The sequence below is a fragment of the Variovorax sp. IB41 genome, from assembly GCF_016405905.1.
Lineage (GTDB): Bacteria > Pseudomonadota > Gammaproteobacteria > Burkholderiales > Burkholderiaceae_C > Variovorax.
Window position 1 is genome coordinate 517,200 of sequence record NZ_JAEFCB010000001.1, and the last position, 18,789, is coordinate 535,988.

Below are 18,789 nucleotides of genomic sequence, written 5' to 3' on the forward strand. Positions count from 1 at the left end.
GCTCCGTGAGATGCCAGACCCACGCATGCGGCGAGCGCGCAAGTCCGAACAGAAAGTGAAGGACGCGTCGGCGGACGATAGGCATGGCCGCACCGGGCGAGCGCGTCATTCCCGGTGGTACGGATGGCCCGCGTTGACCGACCACGCCCGGTACAGCTGCTCGACCAGCAGCACCCGCGCCATCGCATGCGGCAGGGTCAAGTCCGAGAGGCGGATGCGTTCGTGCGCCGCGGCCTTGAAGGCGGGATCGAGGCCGTCGGGGCCGCCGATGACCAGGGCCACGTCGTCGCCCTCGCCCTGCCAGGCCTGCAGGCGCGCCGCGAGCGCCTTGGTGGTGAGCGCGGTGCCGCGCTCATCGAGCGCCACGATGCGCATGCCGCGGGCGATGGCGCCCTCGATGCGTTCGCGTTCGGCGGCGTAGAGCGTCTCCAATGACTTGGAGCCGCGGGGTTCGGTCTTGACGGCACGCAGCTCGAGCTTGAGCTCGGGCGGGAAGCGCTTGGCGTAGTCGTCCCAGGCAGTCTGCGCCCAGTCGGGCATGCGCTGCCCGACGGCGACCACCAGGAGCTTCATGCGCGGCGGGCGGGCGCCTTCTTGGCAGGCGCCTTCTTTGCCGCGGGCTTGGCCGCAGTCTTCTTTGCGACGGGCTTGCCGATGATCTTGACCGGCGTGCGCGCGGTGGCCGAGGTCTTGCGGGCGGGTGCCTTCTTCGCGGCGGTCTTTCGTGCGGGCGAGCGACGGGCCTTCTCTTCACGGGCTTCCTGCTCGGCGGCCTTGACGGCTGTCTTGGCGGCGCTCGCGCGGCGCAGCGAAGGCTCCTTGGCGGCCGGCTTTTTCTTCTTGTCGCCCGCGTCTTCGGTGCTCGACGAGGTGCTGGCGGCGGGCTTGGCGCCGCCGAGCTTGGCGCGCACCGGCTTGTCGCCCCAGATCTCTTCGAGGTGGTAGTACTGGCGGATGGCCGGCTGCATGATGTGCGCCACGGCCGCGCCGCAGTCCACGATGATCCACTCGCCGTTGTCCTCGCCCTCAATGCGCGGCTTGCCGAAGCCGGCCTCGCGCACCGCGTCGCGCACGCTGGCGGCGAGCGCCTTGGTCTGGCGGTTGGAGGTGCCCGAGGCGACGATCACGCGCTCGAACAGCGGCGACAAGTGCTCCGTGTCGAATACCTGGATGTCCTGCGCCTTGACGTCTTCGAGACCATCGATGATGGCTCGCTGGAGTTTCTGGGTGTCTTTCTTGGCGGCGGCTTCAGTGGTCATCAGGCAGAGCGGTAGAGGTGGTGTTGGTCAATATAGCGTGCAACCGTGGGCGGAACCAGCGAGGAAATGTCCACGCCCAGTGCAACGCGCCGCCGAATCTCGGTGGCGCTGGTGTCCATGGCAGGCAGTTCTAGCGCCTCGAAACGCGCGCCAGCCGGGAGGTTGGGCAGCATGTTCGGATCAAAACGGGCAATGCCGCCCGTCGATAGTGCGCGATACGCTACAGAAACGATAGCAATGCCGAGTATAGCCTGCCAGCCGTGCCAGCTGGGCAGCGCGCCCGCCTGGTCGGCGCCCATGATCAAGACGAGCTGGGCGCCGGGCTGCTCTTTCTGCAACTCGTGCAGGGTGTCCAGCGTGTAGGTCGGGCCGTCGCGCAACACTTCGCGGCTGTCGATGACGACCTTGCCCTTCAAGCCGCTGAAAGCCAGCCGCGTCATCGCGAGGCGATCTTCCTTCGGCGTGAGCGTGCGGCTCTTGTGCCATGCCTGCCCTGTCGGAATGACGTGCAGCTCGGCCAGGTCGAGCTGCGCCAATGCGGCTTCGGCCAGCGCGACGTGCGCGTTGTGCGGCGGATCGAACGCGCCGCCGAAGACGCCGATGCGCGGGGCCGTGCCGGAAGAATTCACAACCAGTCGCGCCTCGGAAGAAAGTCGCTGTAGAGCGCAGCCTCGGGGCTGCCCGGCTCGGGCTGCTGGCGGTAGGCCCAGCTTGCGAGCGGCGGCATCGACAGCAGGATCGATTCGGTGCGCCCGCCCGACTGCAGCCCGAAGTGCGTGCCGCGGTCCCACACGAGATTGAACTCGACATAGCGCCCGCGCCGGTAGAGCTGGAATTCGCGCTCGCGCTCGTCGTAGTGCGTGTGGCGGCGGCGCTCGACCAGCGGCAGGTACGCCGGCAGGAAGGCATCGCCGACCGCGCGGATCAGCGCGAAGCCGTTGTCGAAACCGCCCTCGGCGAAATCGTCGAAGAAGATGCCGCCGATGCCACGCTGTTCGTTGCGGTGCTTCAAGAAGAAATACTCGTCGCACCAGGTCTTGAAGCGCGGGTACTTGTCGTCGCCGAAGGGCGCGAGCGCATCGCGGCACGTGGCGTGGAAATGCACCGCGTCTTCCTCGAAGCCGTAGCAGGGCGTCAAGTCCATGCCGCCGCCGAACCAGCAGACCGGCTCGCCGCCCTCGGGCAGCGCGGCCAGCATGCGCACGTTCATGTGGACGATCGGCACGTAGGGATTCCGCGGATGGAACACCAGCGACACGCCCATCGCCTCGAACGGCGCACCGGCGAGTTCAGGCCGGTTCTGCGTGGCCGAGGGCGGCAGCTTCGGCCCGCGCACCTGCGAGAACCCGCAGCCCGCGCGCTCGAAGAGCGCCCCGCCTTCGAGGATGCAGGTGAGGCCATTGCCCTGCAACGGCTCGCCCGGCGCTTTGTGCCAGGCATCGTGCAGGCAGGTGCCGCCGTCGGCCTTCTCGACCGCCGCGATGATCGACTGCTGCAGCCCGCGCAGGTAGCTGCCGACTGCCGCGGGGTTCGTCTGCTGCATCAGGCTTGGGGGGCGTTGCGCGCATGCACGGCGCGGAATCCGATGTCCTTGCGGTATTGCGCGCCGTCGAAGCGCACGCGCGCCGCGACTTCGTAGGCGCGCTGCTGCGCGAGCTTCACGCTGTCGGCCAGCACGGTCACGCAGAGCACGCGGCCACCGCTGGTCTTCAGGTCACCGTCCTGCATGGTCGTTCCGGCATGGAACACCACGGCGTCGGGCGCCTCGGGCGGAATGCCGGTGATGCGGTCGCCCTTGCGCGGCGAGAGCGGGTAGCCGTGCGCCGCCATCACCACGCCGAGCGCGACGCGCCGGTCCCACTGCAACTCGACCTGGTCGAGCGTGCCGTCGGTGGCGTGCCAGAACACCTCGAACAGGTCGGACTTCAGACGCATCATGATCGGCTGCGTCTCGGGGTCGCCCATGCGGCAATTGAATTCGAGCGTTTTCGGATGGCCGGACGCATCGATCATCAGACCCGCATAGAGGAAGCCGGTGTAAGGGATGCCGTCCTTTTCCATGCCGCGAATGGTCGGCAGGATGATCTCGCGCATCGCGCGCGCATGCACCTCGGCCGTGACCACCGGCGCGGGCGAATACGCGCCCATGCCGCCGGTGTTGGGGCCTTCGTCGCCGTCGAGCAGGCGCTTGTGGTCCTGGCTGGTGGCGAGCGCGGTGACGTTCTTGCCGTCGCACAGCACGATGAAGCTGGCTTCTTCGCCTTGCAAAAATTCTTCAATCACCACGCGCGCGCCGCCGTCGTTGTGCGACACGCCGAACTTGTTGTCGACCAGCATGAAGTCGACGGCTTCGTGCGCTTCCTCGGCCGTCATCGCGACGACCACGCCCTTGCCTGCGGCCAGGCCGTCGGCCTTGACGACGATCGGCGCGCCCTTGGCGTCGATGTACGCGTGCGCCGCTGCGGCATCGGTGAAGGCCTCGTATTCGGCCGTCGGAATCTTGTGGCGCTTCATGAACGCCTTGGAGAACGCCTTGGAGCTCTCCAGCTGCGCGGCCGCCTGCGTCGGGCCGAAGATGCGCAGCCCGTGCGCGCGGAATTCGTCCACCACGCCCGCGGCGAGCGGCGCCTCGGGGCCGACCACGGTCAGCGAGATCTTTTCCTGGATGGCCCACTCGCGCAGCGCGGCGGGCTCGGTGATGTCGATGCAGTCGTAGCGCTCGTCGCTCACGGTGCCGCCGTTGCCCGGCGCCACGTACACGCGGCTCACGCGGCTGGCCTGCGCCAGTCGCCATGCCAAGGCGTGTTCACGGCCCCCTCCTCCAATAACCAGTACCTTCATTCGTGGGCCTTCTTCATTCGCTGTGGATCAATGTTCATTCATTCGCTATTCGGCGAGCAGTGCGTTGTGGAAGACCGCCTGCACGTCGTCAAGGTCCTCGAGCACGTCGAGCAGCTTCTGCATCTTCGCGGCGTCTTCGCCAGTCACGTCCACCGTGTTCTCGGCGCGCATGGTGACTTCGGCCACTTCGGGCTTCAGGCCCGCGGCTTCGAGCGCGTTCTTGACGGCTTCGAATTCGAGGGCGGCGGTGATCACTTCGATGGCGCCGTCGTCGTCGGTGACGACATCTTCGGCGCCCGCTTCGAGCGCCACTTCCATCACCTTGTCTTCATCGGTGCCGGGGGCGAAGATGATCTGGCCGCAGTGCTTGAACTGGAAGGCCACCGAGCCTTCGGTGCCCATGTTGCCGCCGTGCTTGGAGAAGGCGTGGCGCACTTCGGCCACGGTGCGCACGCGGTTGTCGGTCATGGTGTCCACGATGATCGCGGCGCCGCCGATACCGTACCCCTCGTAACGAATTTCCTCGTAGTTAACGCCTTCGAGGTTGCCCGTGGCCTTGTCGATGTTGCGCTTGACCGTGTCGATCGGCAGGTTGACCGCCTTGGCTTTTTCGACCGCCAGCCGCAGCCGCGGGTTGGCGCTCAGGTCGCCGCCGCCGGCGCGCGCGGCCACGGTGATTTCACGGATGGCGCGGGTCCAGAGCTTGCCGCGCTTCTCGTCCTGGCGGCCCTTGCGGTGCTGGATGTTTGCCCATTTGCTGTGTCCGGCCATGGCTTTCTATCTCGCTGTCTTGTGTTTTCAAAGCAAGCTGCGAGTTTACTGTCCGGCGCACACAACGCCCGCCGGCGGCCCCGAATTCGGGCCGGGGCTTTTGGCGATAATCTTTCGATGACGCCATCGCCTACCGTCGGAACCGGGAATCCCGACACCCTCGCGCCTCACGCGCCCCTTCCGCTTTATTACAAGAACGAGGCAGAGCACCAAGCCTTTCTTCGCCGCATCTTCGACAGCACCGCGGCGGACTACGACCGCATCGAGGCCGTGCTGGCCTTCGGCACCGGCCCCTCGTACCGCCGCGCTGCACTGCAGCAAGCCGGCCTCGCCGCGGGCGCACAGGTGCTGGACGTGGGCATCGGCACCGGCCTCGTGGCGCGCGAAGCGCTCAAGATCATCGGCCCCACGGGCAAGCTCACCGGCGTCGATCCCAGCGCCGGCATGATGGAACAGGTCAAGCTGCCCGGCGTCGAACTGCTCACGGGCGTGGCCGAGGCGCTTCCCCGCCCCGACGCCAGCTGCGATTTCGTGAGCATGGGCTATGCGATGCGCCACATCAGCGACGTGGCCGCCGCCTTCAGCGAGTTCCATCGCGTACTGCGTCCGGGCGGCCGCGTGATCGTGCTCGAAATCACCAAGCCCGAAGGCCGCATCGCGACGGCGCTGCTCAAGGGCTACATGCGCGCCGTGGTGCCGCTGATCGCCCGCATGGTCGGGCGCCAGCGCAACACCTCCGAGCTGTGGCGTTATTACTGGGACACCATCGAGGCCTGCATTCCGCCCGAGCGGGTGATGCAGGCGCTGGGCGATGCGGGCTTCACCGACGTGCGCCGCTACCCGAGCCTGGGTGTCTTTTCTTCCTACACCGCCCGCAAACCAGAACAGATCGCTAAGGCCGCTTGACAGTGCGAGTTCAGGACGACACCTTTTCTTCCCACCTGCGCGTCGAACGCCTTTCGCTGGCCGACAGCCTGGCGCTGGCCACGAACGGAAAGGCGCCCTTCGCCGCTCTCGGCTACGGCACGCCGCACAGCGTGGCATGGATGCCGACAGTCAATGCGCGCGTGCTGTCGTCGCACGGCGCCATGGCCGACGTGTGGCATGTGACGGGCGCACACATCGAGTCGGGCACCACCGGCATCGCGCGCTGGCGCACCGACGGGCAGTGGCTCCTGGGCGCCATCGACCTGGACGAAACCGCCGAGAAGCAGGGCCTGGCCGAGCTCGCGCACCGCGCCTACCGTGATCTCTTCAAGACGCTCGCGCAGGCCGGAACGCCCCACCTGCAGCGCATCTGGAACTACCTGCCGCAGATCAACGCCGATGGCGGCGGCCTGGAGCGCTACCGCCAGTTCAACCTCGGCCGGCAGGAGGCCTTCTTCGAAGCCGGCCGCGCCGCCTTCGAGGGCGCGCCCGCGGCGTGCGCGCTGGGCATCCACCAGGGCATGCTGTCGATCCGCTTCCTCGCGGGCCAGGTGGCGCCGCTGCCGGTCGAGAACCCTCGGCAGGTCTCGGCCTACCGCTATCCCGAAACCTATGGCCCCCGCTCGCCGACCTTCTCCCGCGCGGCGCTCTCGGACATCGGCGACGGCAACATCGCGCTCTTCATCTCCGGCACCGCGAGCATCGTCGGGCACGAGACGCAGCACCACGGCGACGTGCAGGAGCAGACGCGCGAGACGCTGCGCAACCTGGGCGCGGTCATCACCGCCGCCAACGAGCGCGCCACCGCGACCTTTTCGCTCGCCGAGCTCGATTGCGTGGTCTATGTGCGGCACCCGTCGGACACCGAGGCGGTGCGCGGCGTGATCGAGGACGCACTGGGCGCCGACGCCCCGATGGCGCGCCATGCGGTGTACCTGGAAGCCGACATCTGCCGCAGCGACCTGCTGGTCGAGATCGAGGCGCACACGGTCGCGGCCGGTGGACTGCGGCCCTGAGCCGCCGCTCGACCGATCGAGGCCCGACCATTCCTTCCTCCATGATGACCCGCGTGCTGCGCACTCTCTGGGCGATCCCGCTCGCGCTGATGCTCTACGCGCTCTTGCTGTTCCTCGGCCTCATTTCGCTGGTCTGGAATTTCGTCGCGATGCTGCTCTACCCGGTGATGCCGATGGGACCCGCGCGCACCCTGGGGCGCATGACGATCGCCTTCGCCTACCGCATGTTCTGGTGGCTCGCCTCGGTGACCGGCATGATGCGCATCGACGCCACGTGCCTGGACCCGATGCGCGACGAGCCCGGCGTGATCTTCGTGGCCAACCACCCGACGATGCTCGATGCGCTCTTGCTGGTGGCGCGGCTGCCGCGCAGCGCCTGCATCATGAAGGCGGACCTGCTGCGCAACATCTTCCTGGGCGCGGGCGCGCGCCTGGCGCGCTACATCAGCAACGAATCGGCGCGCACGATGGTGCGGCTGGCAGTGAACGACCTGCGCAGCGGCGGCCAACTGGTGATCTTTCCCGAAGGCACGCGCACCGTGACGCCGCCTCTGAACGCATTTCGCCCGGGCGTGACGCTGATCGCCAAGCTTGCGCAGGCGCCGATCCAGACGGTGTTCATCGACACCGATTCGCCGTATCTGAGCAAGGGCTGGCCGCTGTGGCGCGTGCCGCCGCTGCCGATCGTCTTCACCCTGCGGCTGGGCCAGCGCTTCTCGCCGACGCCGGACAGCGACATCCTGCAGGCCGACCTCGAACAATACTTTCGCCAAAACATGGAGCAGCGCGCCACCGACGCGTCCCCCGAATGCCAGACGCCTCGCGCACCCACCTTGTCCTGATCCCCAGCTACAACGCGGGCGAACGCCTGTTCTCCACGGTCCAGGGCGCGCGCGCCCAATGGAACCCGGTGTGGGTGGTGGTCGACGGCAGCGACGACGGCACGGGCGAGCGCCTGCAGCAGATGGCGGCCAGCGATCCGGGCCTGCGCGTGTGGGTGCTGCCCCAGAACCAGGGCAAAGGGGCCGCCGTGCTGCACGGGCTGCGCATGGCGAAGGACGCCGGGTTCACGCATGCGCTGACGATGGATTCCGACGGGCAGCATCCCACCGACCTGATCCCCTCCTTCATGCAGGCCTCGCTCGCCCGGCCCGAGACGATGGTGCTCGGGCGCCCCGTGTTCGATGCCAGCGCACCGCTGTTGCGTGTGCGCGGGCGGCGCGTGTCGAACGGGTGGACGCAACTGGAAACGCTCTTCGCGGGCATCGGCGATTCGCTCTACGGCTTTCGCGTGTACCCCATCACCGACCTGATTGCCGTGATGGCGCGGCAGCCATGGATGCGCCGCTTCGACTTCGATACCGAAGCGGTCGTGCGCCTCGCGTGGCGCGGCGTGAAGCCCGTGAACATCGATGCGCCGGTGAAGTACCTCACGGCCGAAGAAGGCGGGGTTTCGCACTTCCGCTATGGGCGCGACAACGTGCTGCTGACGTGGATGCACGCGCGGCTGATGGTCGAGTTTGTCTTGCGGCTGCCCGCGTTGATTTTTCGCAAGCTGCGCGGGGCGCCGCCTTTTCAGGACTGATCGGTTGCCGCGCCGCCCAGCGCCTTGTAGAGCGTCATCGTCGCGTTGAGCTGGTTCAGCCGATTCAGGGCCAGCGACACCTCTGCCGACCGGCGCCTGTCTTTCGCGTCGAGCACCGGTTGCAACGCGGTCGCGCCGGCGCGGTAGCGCACTTCGGACAAGGTCTCCGCGCGCTGCGCCTGCTGCAGCGCCACCACCAGTTTCTCACTTTCGTCGCGCAACTGGGTGCGCGACGACAAGGTGTTCTCCACTTCCGACAGCGCCGTATAGAGCGATTGGCGGAAGCTGAGCACCGCCTCTTCGTACTGCGTCTGCGAGACGGCCACGGTCAGCCGCGCGGTGTTCCATTGCAGGAAAGGCAGCGCCAGCCCCGCGCCGAGCGTGGCGACGGGGTTCTTCAACAATTCGCCCAGTGCAGTGCTCGTCGTGCCCAGTGAACCGGTGAGGCTCAGCGCCGGATAGAAGCTGGTGCGCGTCGCATCGACGTTTGCCAGCGATCCGCGCAGGCGTTGCTCCGCGGCGCGCAGATCGGGCCGGCGGCCGAGCAGGCTGGCGGGCAGGCCGGCGTCGATCACTGGCAGGTCGATGTTCGGGAGTTGCGACGGCTCCTGCGCCGCGGTCTCCGGTGGACGGTCGAACAGGATCGCCAACGCATTACGCGCCTCGACGCGCTGCTGCAGCAGCTGCGTGTGCGCCGCTTCCTGGCTCGCGAGGTTCTGCCCGGCTTGCGCAACGTCGAGTCCCGACACCGCACCTGCGGCGTACTTGGCGCGCACCAGCGCGAGGATGCGCCGCGCGTCCTCCATGCCCGCTTCGCTCAACGCAATCCGCTGGTTGAGGTAGCCCACTTGCCAGTAGAGCCCCGCGGTCGTGCCCACCAGCGAGAGCGCGGTGGCCTGCCGGTCCGACTCGGTGGCTTTCAGCTCCCAGTCGGCCGCGCTGCGCTGCGCCGCAAGCCGCCCCCAAAGGTCGAGCTCATAGCTCAGCGTGACGAGCGATGTCGAACTCGACCCGGCCACGCCGCCGCGCTTCAGGTCGTAGCTGCGCGCCGTGCTGGCCTGCCCCACCACGCTCGGCGTGAGGTTGGTGTTCGCGAGCCCCGTCTGCAATTGCGCGCGCTGCACGCGGATGCCGGCGGCGGCGAGGTCGTTGTTGGTGCGCATCGCGTCGTCGATCAGCGCATCGAGCTGCGGATCGTTGAAGGCGCCCCACCAGCGCGCCGGAAACGCCGCGGCCGCGCTCGGCGTGCCGGGCTGCGGCTGCTGCCACACCGCTGGCACCGCCAACGGCCGCTGCTCGCGCCGCTCGGGCTGGAACAGCGTGCAGCCGCCCAGCGCCAACGCCACGGCGAGCGAACCCAGGGCAAAGCGAGCGCTACTCACGGGCCAACGCCTCGATCGGATCGAGCCGCGCCGCATTGCGCGCCGGCAAATAGCCGAAGAGCACGCCGATCAGCGACGCACACAGAAATGCCGACACCACGGCCCCCATCGAAAAGATCATTTGCCATTGCGTCACGAAGAGCGAAAACAGAAAGCTGATGCCATACGACAGCAGCACGCCGATCAACCCACCCACGAGGCACACCAGCACCGCCTCGGTCAGGAACTGCTGCAGCACGTCGCTCTGCCGCGCGCCCACGGCCATGCGGATGCCGATCTCGCGGGTGCGCTCGGTCACCGACACCAGCATGATGTTCATCACGCCGATGCCGCCCACCACCAGCGAGATCACCGCGATCAGCGACAGCAGCAGCGTGAGCGACTGGCTCGTGCGCTCGGCCGTCTTCACGATGCTGTCCATGTTGAAGGTGAAGAAATCCTTCACGCCATGGCGCAGCGTGAGCAGCCGCACGATGCTGTCCTCGGCCGCCTTGGTCGGCTGGTCGTCGCGGATGCGCACGGTGATGCCGTCGAAGTGCTGCTGCCCGAAGAGGCGGCTCGCGCCAGTGCTGTAGGGCAGCCAGATGTTGAGCGACTTGTTCTCGCCGAACACGCTTTTCTTCTCCTGCGCCACGCCGATCACCGTGCACGGCAGGTTGCCCACCAGGATGACCTTGCCGACCGGCTCGGCGCCGTCGGCAAAGAGCTTGCGCCGCGTGTTCTGGTCGATCACCACCACCTGCGACTGATGCCGCACGTCCTCGGCGGTGAACGCCGCGCCGCTGGCCATGTGCATGTCGCGCACGCGAAAGAACGCATCGCTCACGCCGTTCACGTTGCCGTTGATGTCGGCGCTGCGGTAGCGCAAGCGGAGGCTCCGCATCGTGGCGGGCGTCACGCTGTGCACATAGGGCTGCGCGGCGATGGCCTGCAGGTCGGGCGGCGTCAGCGTGCGAATGCTTGCGGCCTTGTCGTCGCCGAAGTCGCGGCCCGGGTACACGTCCAGCGTGTTGGTGCCGATGGCGCGGATGTCCGAGAGCACGAAGCGCTTGGCGCCCTCCCCGATGGCCACGATCGACACCACCGAGGTGATGCCGATGACGATGCCCAGCATGGTGAGCGCCGTGCGCATGCGGTGCGCCATCATCGAGCGCCAGGCCATGCGGAAGGCCTCGGCGAAGCGGGCCCAGCCGGTGCTGAAGCGTGCGATGCCGAGCTTGGGCTTCGTCATCGCAGGGGGGCCCGATGCATCGGCGCCGACCGCCTGCGCAGGCGCCGCGACGGTCGGCACGTTCGGGCGGTCGCCCACGATCACACCGTCGGCGATCTCGATGATGCGTTCGGTGCAGCTGGCCACCTGCATGTCGTGCGTCACGATGATGATCGTGTGGCCCTGCGCATGCAGTTCGCGCAGGATGCCGATGACCTCCTGCCCGCTCTTGCTGTCGAGCGCGCCGGTCGGCTCGTCGGCCAGGATCACCTGGCCGCCATTCATCAGCGCGCGCGCGATGCTCACGCGCTGCTGCTGGCCGCCCGAGAGCTGGCTCGGCCGGTGCTCGGTGCGGTCTTCCAGGCCCAGGCGCGCGAGCAGCTGCCGCGCCCGCGCATCGCGCGCGGCGCCCTCGGTGCCGGCATAGACGGCGGGCACCTCGACGTTGCCCGTGGCCGTCAGGTGCTGCATCAGGTGGTAGCGCTGAAAGATGAAGCCGAAGTGCTCGCGGCGCAGCTGGGCGAGCGCGTCGCTGTCGAGCGTGCCCACGTCCTGGCCCGAGACGGTGTAGGTGCCGCTGCTCGGCCGGTCCAGGCAGCCGAGGATGTTCATCAGCGTCGACTTGCCCGAGCCCGAGGCGCCGACGATGGCCAGCATTTCGCCGTTGCCGATGTCCAGGTCGATGTCCTTGAGCACCTGCACTTCCTCGTCGCCCGAGGGAAAGCTGCGGCCGATGCCTCGCAGCTTCAGCAGCGGCTCGGTCACTGGCGCTTTCCTCTGTTGCCGCCGCCTTCGCCGCTGCTGGCCGGGTCGAGCGCCGAGGCATCGCCGGTGATGACGGTGTCGCCCTCTTTCAGCCCCTCGAGCACCTGTGCCTGGAAGTTGTTGCTGATGCCCACGCGCACCTGGCGCTTTTCCACGCTCTGGTCGGGCTTGAGCACGCGCACCTCCTGGCGGCCGTCCTTGTCGCGCGCGCCCAGCGCGGTGAGCGGCACCGTGAGCGCGTGTTTCGCCTCGCCCAGCAGGATGGCCACTTGCGCGGTCATGTCCACGCGCAGCGTGCGGTCGGGGTTGGGCACATCGAACAGCGCATTGAAGAACACCGCGTTGTTGATCTTCTCGGGCGAGGGCTGCACCGCGCGCAGCGTGCCGTGGTAGCGCTTGTCAGGGTCGCCGAGGATGGTGAAGTACACCGGCAGCCCCGCCTTCACGCGCACCACGTCGGCTTCGGACACCTGCGCCTTCACGGTCATGGTCGAGAGGTCGGCCAGCTTCATCAACGTGGGCACCTGGAAGGCGGCCACCACGGTCTGGCCTTCAAGCGTGCTGATGGAGACCACGTCGCCGTCGATGGGCGCGACGATGCGGGTGTACGAGAGGTTGGTCTGCGCCGAGGCCAGGGCCAGCCGCTGCTGGCGGATCTGCGCTTCCAGTGAGACGCCGTCGGCACGCAGCGCGCGCAGCTCGGTGTCGGCGCTTTCCATGTCCTGGCGCGGCGCGGCGTCCTGCGCGAGCATTTCGCGCTGCCGGGCCCAGGTGAGCTCGGCCTGCTTGACGCGCACTTCCTTGGCGAGCTTCTGGGCCTGCAGGTTCTCCAGCTTGGCCTGCTCCTGCGCGAGCGTGTTCTGCGAAATGATGGGGTCGATCTCGGCGAGCCAGTCGCCCTTCTTCACGGTCTGCCCCAGCACCACTTTCAGCGACTTGAGCTGGCCGCTGACCTGCGCGCCCACCTCCACCTGCTTGAGCGCCTGCAGCACGCCGGTGGCGAGCACCGCGTTTTCGAGGTCGGTGCGCTGCACGGTGGCGGTGAGGTATTCGGTTTTCTTGGCCGGGCTCAGCCAGAAGAAAGCGATGACGGCCAGGACGACGAGCGCTGCAACACCGAGAAGGACTTTGCGCGATCGCCGTGGTGGGTTGTTTGGCATGCAATGAGGTGAAAGTGAAACACGCGGCGGGAGGGGATCGGATCGATCCTAGCCCCGCTTTCTGAAGGCCTGCTAAAGAGGGAGTTCCCTCGAAGGGCTACTTCGTGCCATTGTTGTCGCCGGCGCGCATGAAAAAACGGCGTGGCCCGCCGCCCCTTCCAGGGCCGGCGAGCCACGCCGTTTTTTGGGATGCGAAGAAAGAACTCAGCGCACGGTGCGGCGGCGCAGGAGCAAGGTGATCAGCATCAGCGAGAGCACCACGAACGCGATGAACGACCAGTTCGCCAGCGTCAGCCCAAACAGCGTCCAGTCGACCTTGGAGCAGTCGCCGCCGCCGCGGAAGATCAATGGCAGCGCGCGCTTGAGCGGAAAGGTTTCGATCATCCCGTAGAGGTCGCGCCCGCACGAGACGACTTCAGGCGGATACCACTGGAGCCAGCTCTGCGAGGCCGCCGTGTAGGCGCCGCCCACCGCCGACACCAGCGCCAGCACCCCGCCGGTCACCTGCAGCGCGCGGTTGCGGAAGATGGCCGCCAGCCCGGTGAAGAGGGCCACCAGCACCAGCGCATACCGCTGCACGATGCACATCGGACAGGGTTCGAGCCCCACCACGTGCTGCAGATACAGCCCGAAGGCCAGCATGAGGACACAGGCCAGGCAGATCAGCCCGAGCGCGCGGCGCGGCGCGCCGAAGTACCAATCGATCAAGGAGACACCCAATCTTCTTCTACGAACACCCTGGCCTTGCGCGGATTGGCGACGACGGTATCGCCCTCCTTCAAGCCCAGGTCACGGAACTGTTGCGCAGGGAGTTGCGCCTCGATGATGGTTCCGGAGCCCGGATTATCTGGATTCGATTCGGTGGGCTCAAGTTCCAGCCGCGCGATCGGGCCGACCACGATCGCGCGCGACAGGGTGGCGACGATGCCGGTGGCGCCCGGCACGTAGCGTGTCACATCCAGGTCATGCGGACGCACATAGGCCATGGCCTTGGCGTCGCGCGCGCCGCTGTGCTCGGGGGAATCCAGGCGCATGCCGTCGAGCTGCACCTGCCCGTTGTCGGCGCGGCCGTGAAAGAGGTTCACGTCGCCCAGGAATCCGTAGACGAAAGGACTCGCGGGCTTGTCCCACACGTCCTGCGGCGAGCCGACCTGCTCGATCTGCCCCTTGTTGATGACCACCACGCGGTCGGCCACCTCCAGCGCCTCTTCCTGGTCGTGCGTGACGAAGATCGAGGTGACGTGCAGTTCGTCGTGCAGGCGCCGCAGCCAGCGGCGCAGTTCCTTGCGCACCTTGGCGTCGAGCGCGCCGAAGGGCTCGTCGAGCAGCAGCACCTTGGGCTCCACCGCGAGCGCGCGAGCGAGCGCAATGCGCTGGCGCTGGCCGCCCGAGAGCTGCGACGGATAGCGGTCGGCTAGCCAATCGAGCTGCACGAGCTTGAGCAGGTCGGTCACCTTGGCCTTGATCTGCGCGTCGCTCGGGCGTTCCTTGCGCGGCTTCACGCGCAGGCCGAAGGCGACGTTCTCGAACACGGTCATGTGGCGGAACAGCGCGTAGTGCTGGAACACGAAGCCCACCTGGCGCTCGCGCACATGCACGTCGGTGGTGTCCTCGCCCGAGAAAAGAATGCTGCCGGTGTCGGCCGTCTCCAGCCCCGCGATGATGCGCAGCAGCGTGGTCTTGCCGCAGCCCGAGGGGCCGAGCAGCGCGACGAGTTCGCCCGACTGCACGTCGAGGTTCACGTCGCGCAGCGCGCGGAAGTCGCCGAACTGCTTGCTGATGTTGCGGATTTCGATGCTCATGATTTCTTTTCTCTCTCAGGCCGCCGTCGTTTCGGGCGGACGCTCCGGGGGCAGTTCTGCAATGGCCTTCATCTCGCGCTCGTGGCGCCACTCGATCACCGACTTGATCACCAGCGTGACCAGCGCCAGGATCGCCAGCAGCGAGGCCACGGCGAACGCGGCCACCGACTGGTATTCGTTGTAGAGCACTTCCACGTGCAGCGGCATGGTGTTGGTCTGGCCGCGGATGTGGCCCGACACCACCGACACCGCGCCGAACTCGCCCATGGCGCGCGCGTTGCAGAGGATCACGCCGTACAGGAGGCCCCACTTGATGTTGGGCAGCGTCACGCGCCAGAAGGTCTGCCAGCCGGTCGCGCCGAGCACGATGGCCGCCTGCTCCTCGTCGGTGCCCTGCGCCTGCATCAGCGGGATCAGCTCGCGCGCGATGAAGGGGAAGGTCACGAACACCGTCGCCAGCACGATGCCGGGCACGGCGAAGATGATCTTGATGTCGTGCTCGGCCAGCCACGGGCCGATCCAGCCCTGCGCGCCGAACACCAGCACGTAGATCAGGCCCGCCACCACCGGCGACACCGCGAACGGCAGGTCGATCAGCGTGGTGAGAAAGGCCTTGCCGCGGAACTCGAACTTGGCGATGGCCCAGGCCGCGGCCACGCCGAACACGAGATTCAGCGGCACGGTGATGGCCGCCGTGATCAGCGTGAGGCGGATCGCGCTCCACGCGTCGGGCTCCTTCAGCGCCTCCAGGTACGCCGAGACGCCCTTGCGCAGCGCCTCGGTCGCCACGGCCGCCAGCGGCAGCACGAGGAACAGGAACATGAACGCGAGCGCAATGCCGATCAGCGTCCAGCGGACCCAGGCCGCCTCGGTGGTACCGGCCTGCGCGCGGCGGATGATTTTGGAAGGTGCGCTCATGTCATGCCCCTCCGCGCTTGCGTTGCCAGGCCTGCAGGCCGTTGATGACCAGCAACAGCAGGAACGAAATGACCAACATCACCAGCGCGACCGCGGTGGCGCCCGCGTAGTCGTACTGCTCCAGCTTGCCGATGATGATGAGCGGCGTGATCTCCGAAATCATCGGCATGTTGCCGGCGATGAAGATCACCGAGCCGTATTCGCCGATGGCGCGCGCGAAGGCCATGGCAAAGCCGGTGAGCAGCGCCGGCGCGATCGACGGAAAGATCACCTTGGTGAAGGTCTGAAAGCGCGTCGCGCCGAGCGAGGTGGCGGCTTCTTCGAGTTCTTTCTCGGCATCTTCGAGCACGGGCTGCACCGTGCGCACCACGAACGGCAGCCCGATGAAGATCAGCGCGATCACGATGCCCGCCGGCGTGAACGCCAGTTTGATGCCGTGCGGCTCGAGCAGTTGCCCGATCCAGCCGTTGCCCGCGAGCAGCGCCGTGAGCGAGATGCCGGCCACGGCCGTGGGCAATGCGAATGGCAAATCGACCAGCGCATCGACGATGCGCTTGCCCGGAAACTTGTAGCGCACCAGCACCCAGGCCACCAGCAGCCCGAACACCGCGTTCACGAGCGCGGCGATCAGCGAGGCGCCGAAGGTGAGGCGGTAGGACGCCATCACGCGCGGCGCGGTCACGGCCACCCAGAACTGGTCCCAGGTCAGCGTGAAGGTCCGAAAGACCAGCGCCGACAGCGGGATCAGCACGATCAGGCTGAGATAAAGAATCGAGAAGCCGAGCGTGATGTGGAAACCGGGCAGCACGCGCTTGGCGCCGCCTGCCCGGTTGGCACGCGAAAAAGGCGCTCCCGCGGACGGGAGCGCCGAAGAAACTGCGCCGCTCATTTACTTCGCGCCGGGCGTATAGAGCTTGTCGAACTGGCCGCCGTCGTTGAAGTGCACCTTCTGCGCTTCGCCGAGGCTGCCGAACAGTTCCTGCACCGTGAAGAGCTGCAGCGGCTTGAAGGTTGCGGCGTACTTCTTGAGCACGGCCTGCGAACGCGGGCGCAGCGCGTGCTTGGCGGCGATTTCCTGTGCTTCTTCGGAATACAGCCAATCGAGGTAGGCCTTGGCGAGCTCGCCGGTGCCCTTCTTGGCGACGGTGCGCTCGACCACGGCGACCGGGTTCTCGGCCACGATGCTGATCGACGGGTACACCGAGTCGACCTTGCCGGTGCCGAACTCGCGGTCGATGGAGACCACTTCCGATTCGAAGGTGATCAGCGCATCGCCGATGTTGCGTTGCAGGAAGGCGGTGGTGGCGTCGCGGCCGCCGCGCGCCAGCACCGGCGTGTTCTTGAAGAGCTTGCCCACGAACTCGGCGGCCTGCGCATCGGTGCCGCCCTTCTTCTTGATGTAGCCCCAGGCGGCCAGGTAGGCGTAGCGCCCGTTGCCGCCGGTCTTGGGGTTGACGATCACGACCTGGATGCCGGGCTTGATCAGGTCGTCCCAGTCCTTGATGCCCTTGGGGTTGCCGTTGCGCACGAGGAACAGCATGGTCGAGGTGGTCGGCGATGCGTTCTCGGGGAATTTCCTGGTCCAGTCCTTGGCGACCACGCCGGTGTTGGCCAGGAAGTCGATGTCGGTGGAGGTGTTCATGGTCACCACGTCGGCATCCAGGCCGTCGGCCACCGAGCGCGCCTGGGCGCTGGAGCCGCCGTGCGACTGGTCGATCTTCACGTCCTTGCCGGTGGCCTTCTTGTAGTGCGCCACGAACGCTGCGTTGTAGTCCTTGTAGAACTCGCGGGCCACGTCGTAAGACGCGTTCAGCAGCGTGGTGCCCTGCGCAAAAGCGCTGCTGCCGGCGAGTGCGGAGGACGCCAGCGCGAGCACGGCGACGAAGGTCTTGATTCTGGAAGTCATGTGGTTGCCAAGGTTTCTGAAAAATCACGGCCCGCCGACCAGGCGGCGGGCTCGTCGGTCAGGGATTGGAGCAAAGCCAGGCCGAGCGGCCAGTCTCCGTGCCCCGAATCGATGTTGATATGGCCCGCATTCTGCATGCGCACGAACTCGCTGCCCCAGGCCCGCGAATATGCACCCGCGAGCCGGATGGGACAGTAGGGGTCGTTGCTGCTGGCCACCACGATGCTGCGGTACGGCAGCGCGGCATAGGGCACGGGCGCGAAGTCGGACAGCACCGCGCGGCGCTCCGGGTCGGCCGGGGCCACCAGCAGCGCGCCCTGGATGCGGGCGGCCGCCTCGGGCGGCAGGTGCGCGGTGGCGATGCAGCCCAGGCTGTGCGCCGCGATCACCACCGGGCCGGGGGTCTCCATCACCAGCTTGGCGAGCGCGGGCACCCAGGCGTCGCGCTTGGGCGAAGCCCAGTCGTCCTGCACCACCCGCGCGGCGCCCGGGATGCGCTCTTCCCACAGGCTCTGCCAGTGGCCGGGGCCGGAGTCGCGCCAGCCGGGCACGATGACGACGCGCGTCTGCATCTGCGAGTGCCGCCTCTGCCGCTTACTTGTTGGGCTGCGGCGTGATGCGCAGGTAAGGCTTCACGGCCTTGAAGCCCTTGGGGAAGCGCTCGGCCAGCTCCGCCGGGTCCTGGATGCTCGGGATGATGACCACGTCGTCGCCGTCCTTCCAGTTCACGGGGGTGGCCACCTTGTGGCTGTCGGTGAGTTGCAGCGAGTCGATCACGCGGATGATCTCGTCGAAGTTGCGGCCGGTCGATGCCGGGTAGGTGATGGTGGTGCGGACCACCTTCTTCGGGTCGATGATGAACACGCTGCGAACCGTGGCCGTGGCCGAGGCGTTCGGGTGGATCAGGTCGTACAGGTCGGCCACCTTGCGGTCGGCGTCCGCGATGATCGGGAAATTCACGGTGGTGTTCTGCGTTTCGTTGATGTCGCCGATCCATTCCTTGTGCTTGGTGGCCGGATCGACGCTCAGCGCGATGGGCTTGACGCCGCGCTTGGCGAATTCGCCCGACAGCGCCGCGGTCTTGCCCAGTTCGGTGGTGCACACGGGCGTGAAGTCGGCCGGGTGCGAGAAGAACACGACCCACGAATCGCCGGCCCATTGGTAGAAGTCGAGGGGGCCTTCGCTGGAGTCCTGGGTGAAATTGGGGGCGGTGTCGCCGAGTCGCAGAGTAGCCATGGTCGCTCCTG

General features: G+C 67.4%; 20 protein-coding genes. 4 read left to right on the forward strand and 16 right to left on the reverse strand.

Annotated features, from left to right (window positions below; translation table 11 throughout):
• Positions 1 to 105 precede the first annotated feature (105 nt).
• Genes rlmH through JC881_RS02460 form a run of 6 tightly spaced genes read right to left on the reverse strand, consistent with a single transcriptional unit; the run spans position 106 to position 4,871 of the window.
• Positions 106 to 573 carry a 23S rRNA (pseudouridine(1915)-N(3))-methyltransferase RlmH gene (gene rlmH, locus JC881_RS02435; protein ID WP_042579728.1) on the reverse strand — a complete coding sequence of 156 codons (468 nt, stop codon included), beginning with the start codon at positions 571 to 573 and terminating at the stop codon, positions 106 to 108.
• Complete coding sequence (rsfS, locus tag JC881_RS02440; RefSeq protein WP_198784116.1) at positions 570 to 1,259, reverse strand: ribosome silencing factor; 690 nt, start codon at positions 1,257 to 1,259, stop codon at positions 570 to 572. Before rsfS ends, rlmH begins: the two co-directional genes overlap by 4 nt.
• Complete coding sequence (gene nadD, locus JC881_RS02445; protein ID WP_198784117.1) at positions 1,259 to 1,888, reverse strand: nicotinate (nicotinamide) nucleotide adenylyltransferase; 630 nt, start codon at positions 1,886 to 1,888, stop codon at positions 1,259 to 1,261. Before nadD ends, rsfS begins: the two co-directional genes overlap by 1 nt.
• Entirely contained in the window at positions 1,885 to 2,802 is a 918-nt protein-coding gene (gene hemF, locus JC881_RS02450) for an oxygen-dependent coproporphyrinogen oxidase (protein ID WP_198784118.1), read from the reverse strand. The genes nadD and hemF overlap by 4 nt, the downstream gene beginning before the upstream one ends.
• Positions 2,802 to 4,100 (reverse strand): phosphoribosylamine--glycine ligase, encoded by a 1,299-nt coding sequence (purD, locus tag JC881_RS02455; RefSeq protein ID WP_198784119.1) that lies wholly within the window; start codon positions 4,098 to 4,100, stop codon positions 2,802 to 2,804. Before purD ends, hemF begins: the two co-directional genes overlap by 1 nt.
• A gap of 45 nt (positions 4,101 to 4,145) precedes the next feature.
• On the reverse strand, positions 4,146 to 4,871 hold the full coding sequence (locus JC881_RS02460; RefSeq protein ID WP_198784120.1) for a YebC/PmpR family DNA-binding transcriptional regulator: 726 nt from the start codon (positions 4,869 to 4,871) through the stop codon (positions 4,146 to 4,148).
• Between the two features lie 117 nt (positions 4,872 to 4,988).
• On the opposite strand from JC881_RS02460, the gene JC881_RS02465 reads away from it, so the two are divergent.
• From JC881_RS02465 to JC881_RS02480, 4 genes are read left to right on the forward strand one after another with little or no spacing between them, the layout of a single operon-like run.
• Positions 4,989 to 5,777, forward strand: coding sequence for a class I SAM-dependent methyltransferase (locus tag JC881_RS02465; protein WP_198784121.1), 789 nt, complete (start codon positions 4,989 to 4,991; stop codon positions 5,775 to 5,777).
• Positions 5,778 to 5,779: 2 nt separating this feature from the next.
• Positions 5,780 to 6,814, forward strand: coding sequence for a chorismate transformation enzyme, FkbO/Hyg5 family (locus JC881_RS02470; RefSeq protein ID WP_198784874.1), 1,035 nt, complete (start codon positions 5,780 to 5,782; stop codon positions 6,812 to 6,814).
• A 44-nt stretch (positions 6,815 to 6,858) separates the two neighbouring features.
• A complete protein-coding gene (locus JC881_RS02475) occupies positions 6,859 to 7,656 on the forward strand; it encodes a lysophospholipid acyltransferase family protein (protein ID WP_198784122.1) in 798 nt (265 codons plus the stop codon).
• A complete protein-coding gene (locus JC881_RS02480) occupies positions 7,623 to 8,399 on the forward strand; it encodes a glycosyltransferase family 2 protein (protein WP_198784123.1) in 777 nt (258 codons plus the stop codon). Before JC881_RS02475 ends, JC881_RS02480 begins: the two co-directional genes overlap by 34 nt.
• On the opposite strand, the gene JC881_RS02485 is transcribed toward JC881_RS02480, so the two are convergent.
• The 10 genes from JC881_RS02485 to JC881_RS02530 all read right to left on the reverse strand — a co-directional run bounded on the left by JC881_RS02485 (position 8,390) and on the right by JC881_RS02530 (position 18,778).
• The gene (locus tag JC881_RS02485) at positions 8,390 to 9,781 is read right to left on the reverse strand and encodes an efflux transporter outer membrane subunit (RefSeq protein ID WP_332875178.1); all 1,392 of its coding nucleotides are present in this window, start codon (positions 9,779 to 9,781) and stop codon (positions 8,390 to 8,392) included. The two genes, JC881_RS02480 and JC881_RS02485, sit on opposite strands and share 10 nt — an antisense overlap.
• A complete protein-coding gene (gene macB, locus JC881_RS02490; protein WP_198784125.1) occupies positions 9,774 to 11,756 on the reverse strand; it encodes a macrolide ABC transporter ATP-binding protein/permease MacB in 1,983 nt (660 codons plus the stop codon). Before macB ends, JC881_RS02485 begins: the two co-directional genes overlap by 8 nt.
• Positions 11,753 to 12,916: a macrolide transporter subunit MacA gene (gene macA / locus JC881_RS02495; RefSeq protein ID WP_198784126.1), complete on the reverse strand. Its 1,164-nt coding sequence runs from the start codon at positions 12,914 to 12,916 to the stop codon at positions 11,753 to 11,755. The genes macB and macA overlap by 4 nt, the downstream gene beginning before the upstream one ends.
• A 204-nt stretch (positions 12,917 to 13,120) precedes the next feature.
• Positions 13,121 to 13,624: a disulfide bond formation protein B gene (locus JC881_RS02500; protein ID WP_198784127.1), complete on the reverse strand. Its 504-nt coding sequence runs from the start codon at positions 13,622 to 13,624 to the stop codon at positions 13,121 to 13,123.
• Positions 13,621 to 14,718, reverse strand: coding sequence for a sulfate/molybdate ABC transporter ATP-binding protein (locus tag JC881_RS02505; protein ID WP_198784128.1), 1,098 nt, complete (start codon positions 14,716 to 14,718; stop codon positions 13,621 to 13,623). The genes JC881_RS02500 and JC881_RS02505 overlap by 4 nt, the downstream gene beginning before the upstream one ends.
• A gap of 15 nt (positions 14,719 to 14,733) precedes the next feature.
• Positions 14,734 to 15,636, reverse strand: a complete 903-nt coding sequence (gene cysW / locus JC881_RS02510) for a sulfate ABC transporter permease subunit CysW (protein WP_198784129.1) — start codon at positions 15,634 to 15,636, stop codon at positions 14,734 to 14,736.
• A 1-nt stretch (position 15,637) separates the two neighbouring features.
• Complete coding sequence (gene cysT, locus JC881_RS02515; RefSeq protein ID WP_198784130.1) at positions 15,638 to 16,525, reverse strand: sulfate ABC transporter permease subunit CysT; 888 nt, start codon at positions 16,523 to 16,525, stop codon at positions 15,638 to 15,640.
• A complete protein-coding gene (locus JC881_RS02520) occupies positions 16,526 to 17,542 on the reverse strand; it encodes a sulfate ABC transporter substrate-binding protein (RefSeq protein ID WP_198784131.1) in 1,017 nt (338 codons plus the stop codon).
• A complete protein-coding gene (locus JC881_RS02525) occupies positions 17,539 to 18,114 on the reverse strand; it encodes an RBBP9/YdeN family alpha/beta hydrolase (protein ID WP_198784132.1) in 576 nt (191 codons plus the stop codon). Before JC881_RS02525 ends, JC881_RS02520 begins: the two co-directional genes overlap by 4 nt.
• 22 nt (positions 18,115 to 18,136) lie before the next feature.
• Complete coding sequence (locus JC881_RS02530) at positions 18,137 to 18,778, reverse strand: peroxiredoxin (protein ID WP_198784133.1); 642 nt, start codon at positions 18,776 to 18,778, stop codon at positions 18,137 to 18,139.
• Between the last annotated feature and the right edge of the window lie 11 nt (positions 18,779 to 18,789).

Coding starts and splice junctions, on each gene's coding strand:
- rlmH (WP_042579728.1), bottom strand. CDS start 573: ATGAAGCTCCTGGTGGTCGCCGTCGGGCAGCGCATGCCCGACTGGGCG.
- rsfS (WP_198784116.1), bottom strand. CDS start 1,259: ATGACCACTGAAGCCGCCGCCAAGAAAGACACCCAGAAACTCCAGCGA.
- hemF (WP_198784118.1), bottom strand. CDS start 2,802: ATGCAGCAGACGAACCCCGCGGCAGTCGGCAGCTACCTGCGCGGGCTG.
- purD (WP_198784119.1), bottom strand. CDS start 4,100: ATGAAGGTACTGGTTATTGGAGGAGGGGGCCGTGAACACGCCTTGGCA.
- JC881_RS02460 (WP_198784120.1), bottom strand. CDS start 4,871: ATGGCCGGACACAGCAAATGGGCAAACATCCAGCACCGCAAGGGCCGC.
- JC881_RS02465 (WP_198784121.1), top strand. CDS start 4,989: ATGACGCCATCGCCTACCGTCGGAACCGGGAATCCCGACACCCTCGCG.
- JC881_RS02475 (WP_198784122.1), top strand. CDS start 6,859: ATGACCCGCGTGCTGCGCACTCTCTGGGCGATCCCGCTCGCGCTGATG.
- JC881_RS02480 (WP_198784123.1), top strand. CDS start 7,623: ATGCCAGACGCCTCGCGCACCCACCTTGTCCTGATCCCCAGCTACAAC.
- macA (WP_198784126.1), bottom strand. CDS start 12,916: ATGCCAAACAACCCACCACGGCGATCGCGCAAAGTCCTTCTCGGTGTT.
- JC881_RS02505 (WP_198784128.1), bottom strand. CDS start 14,718: ATGAGCATCGAAATCCGCAACATCAGCAAGCAGTTCGGCGACTTCCGC.
- cysW (WP_198784129.1), bottom strand. CDS start 15,636: ATGAGCGCACCTTCCAAAATCATCCGCCGCGCGCAGGCCGGTACCACC.
- cysT (WP_198784130.1), bottom strand. CDS start 16,525: ATGAGCGGCGCAGTTTCTTCGGCGCTCCCGTCCGCGGGAGCGCCTTTT.
- JC881_RS02520 (WP_198784131.1), bottom strand. CDS start 17,542: ATGACTTCCAGAATCAAGACCTTCGTCGCCGTGCTCGCGCTGGCGTCC.
- JC881_RS02525 (WP_198784132.1), bottom strand. CDS start 18,114: ATGCAGACGCGCGTCGTCATCGTGCCCGGCTGGCGCGACTCCGGCCCC.
- JC881_RS02530 (WP_198784133.1), bottom strand. CDS start 18,778: ATGGCTACTCTGCGACTCGGCGACACCGCCCCCAATTTCACCCAGGAC.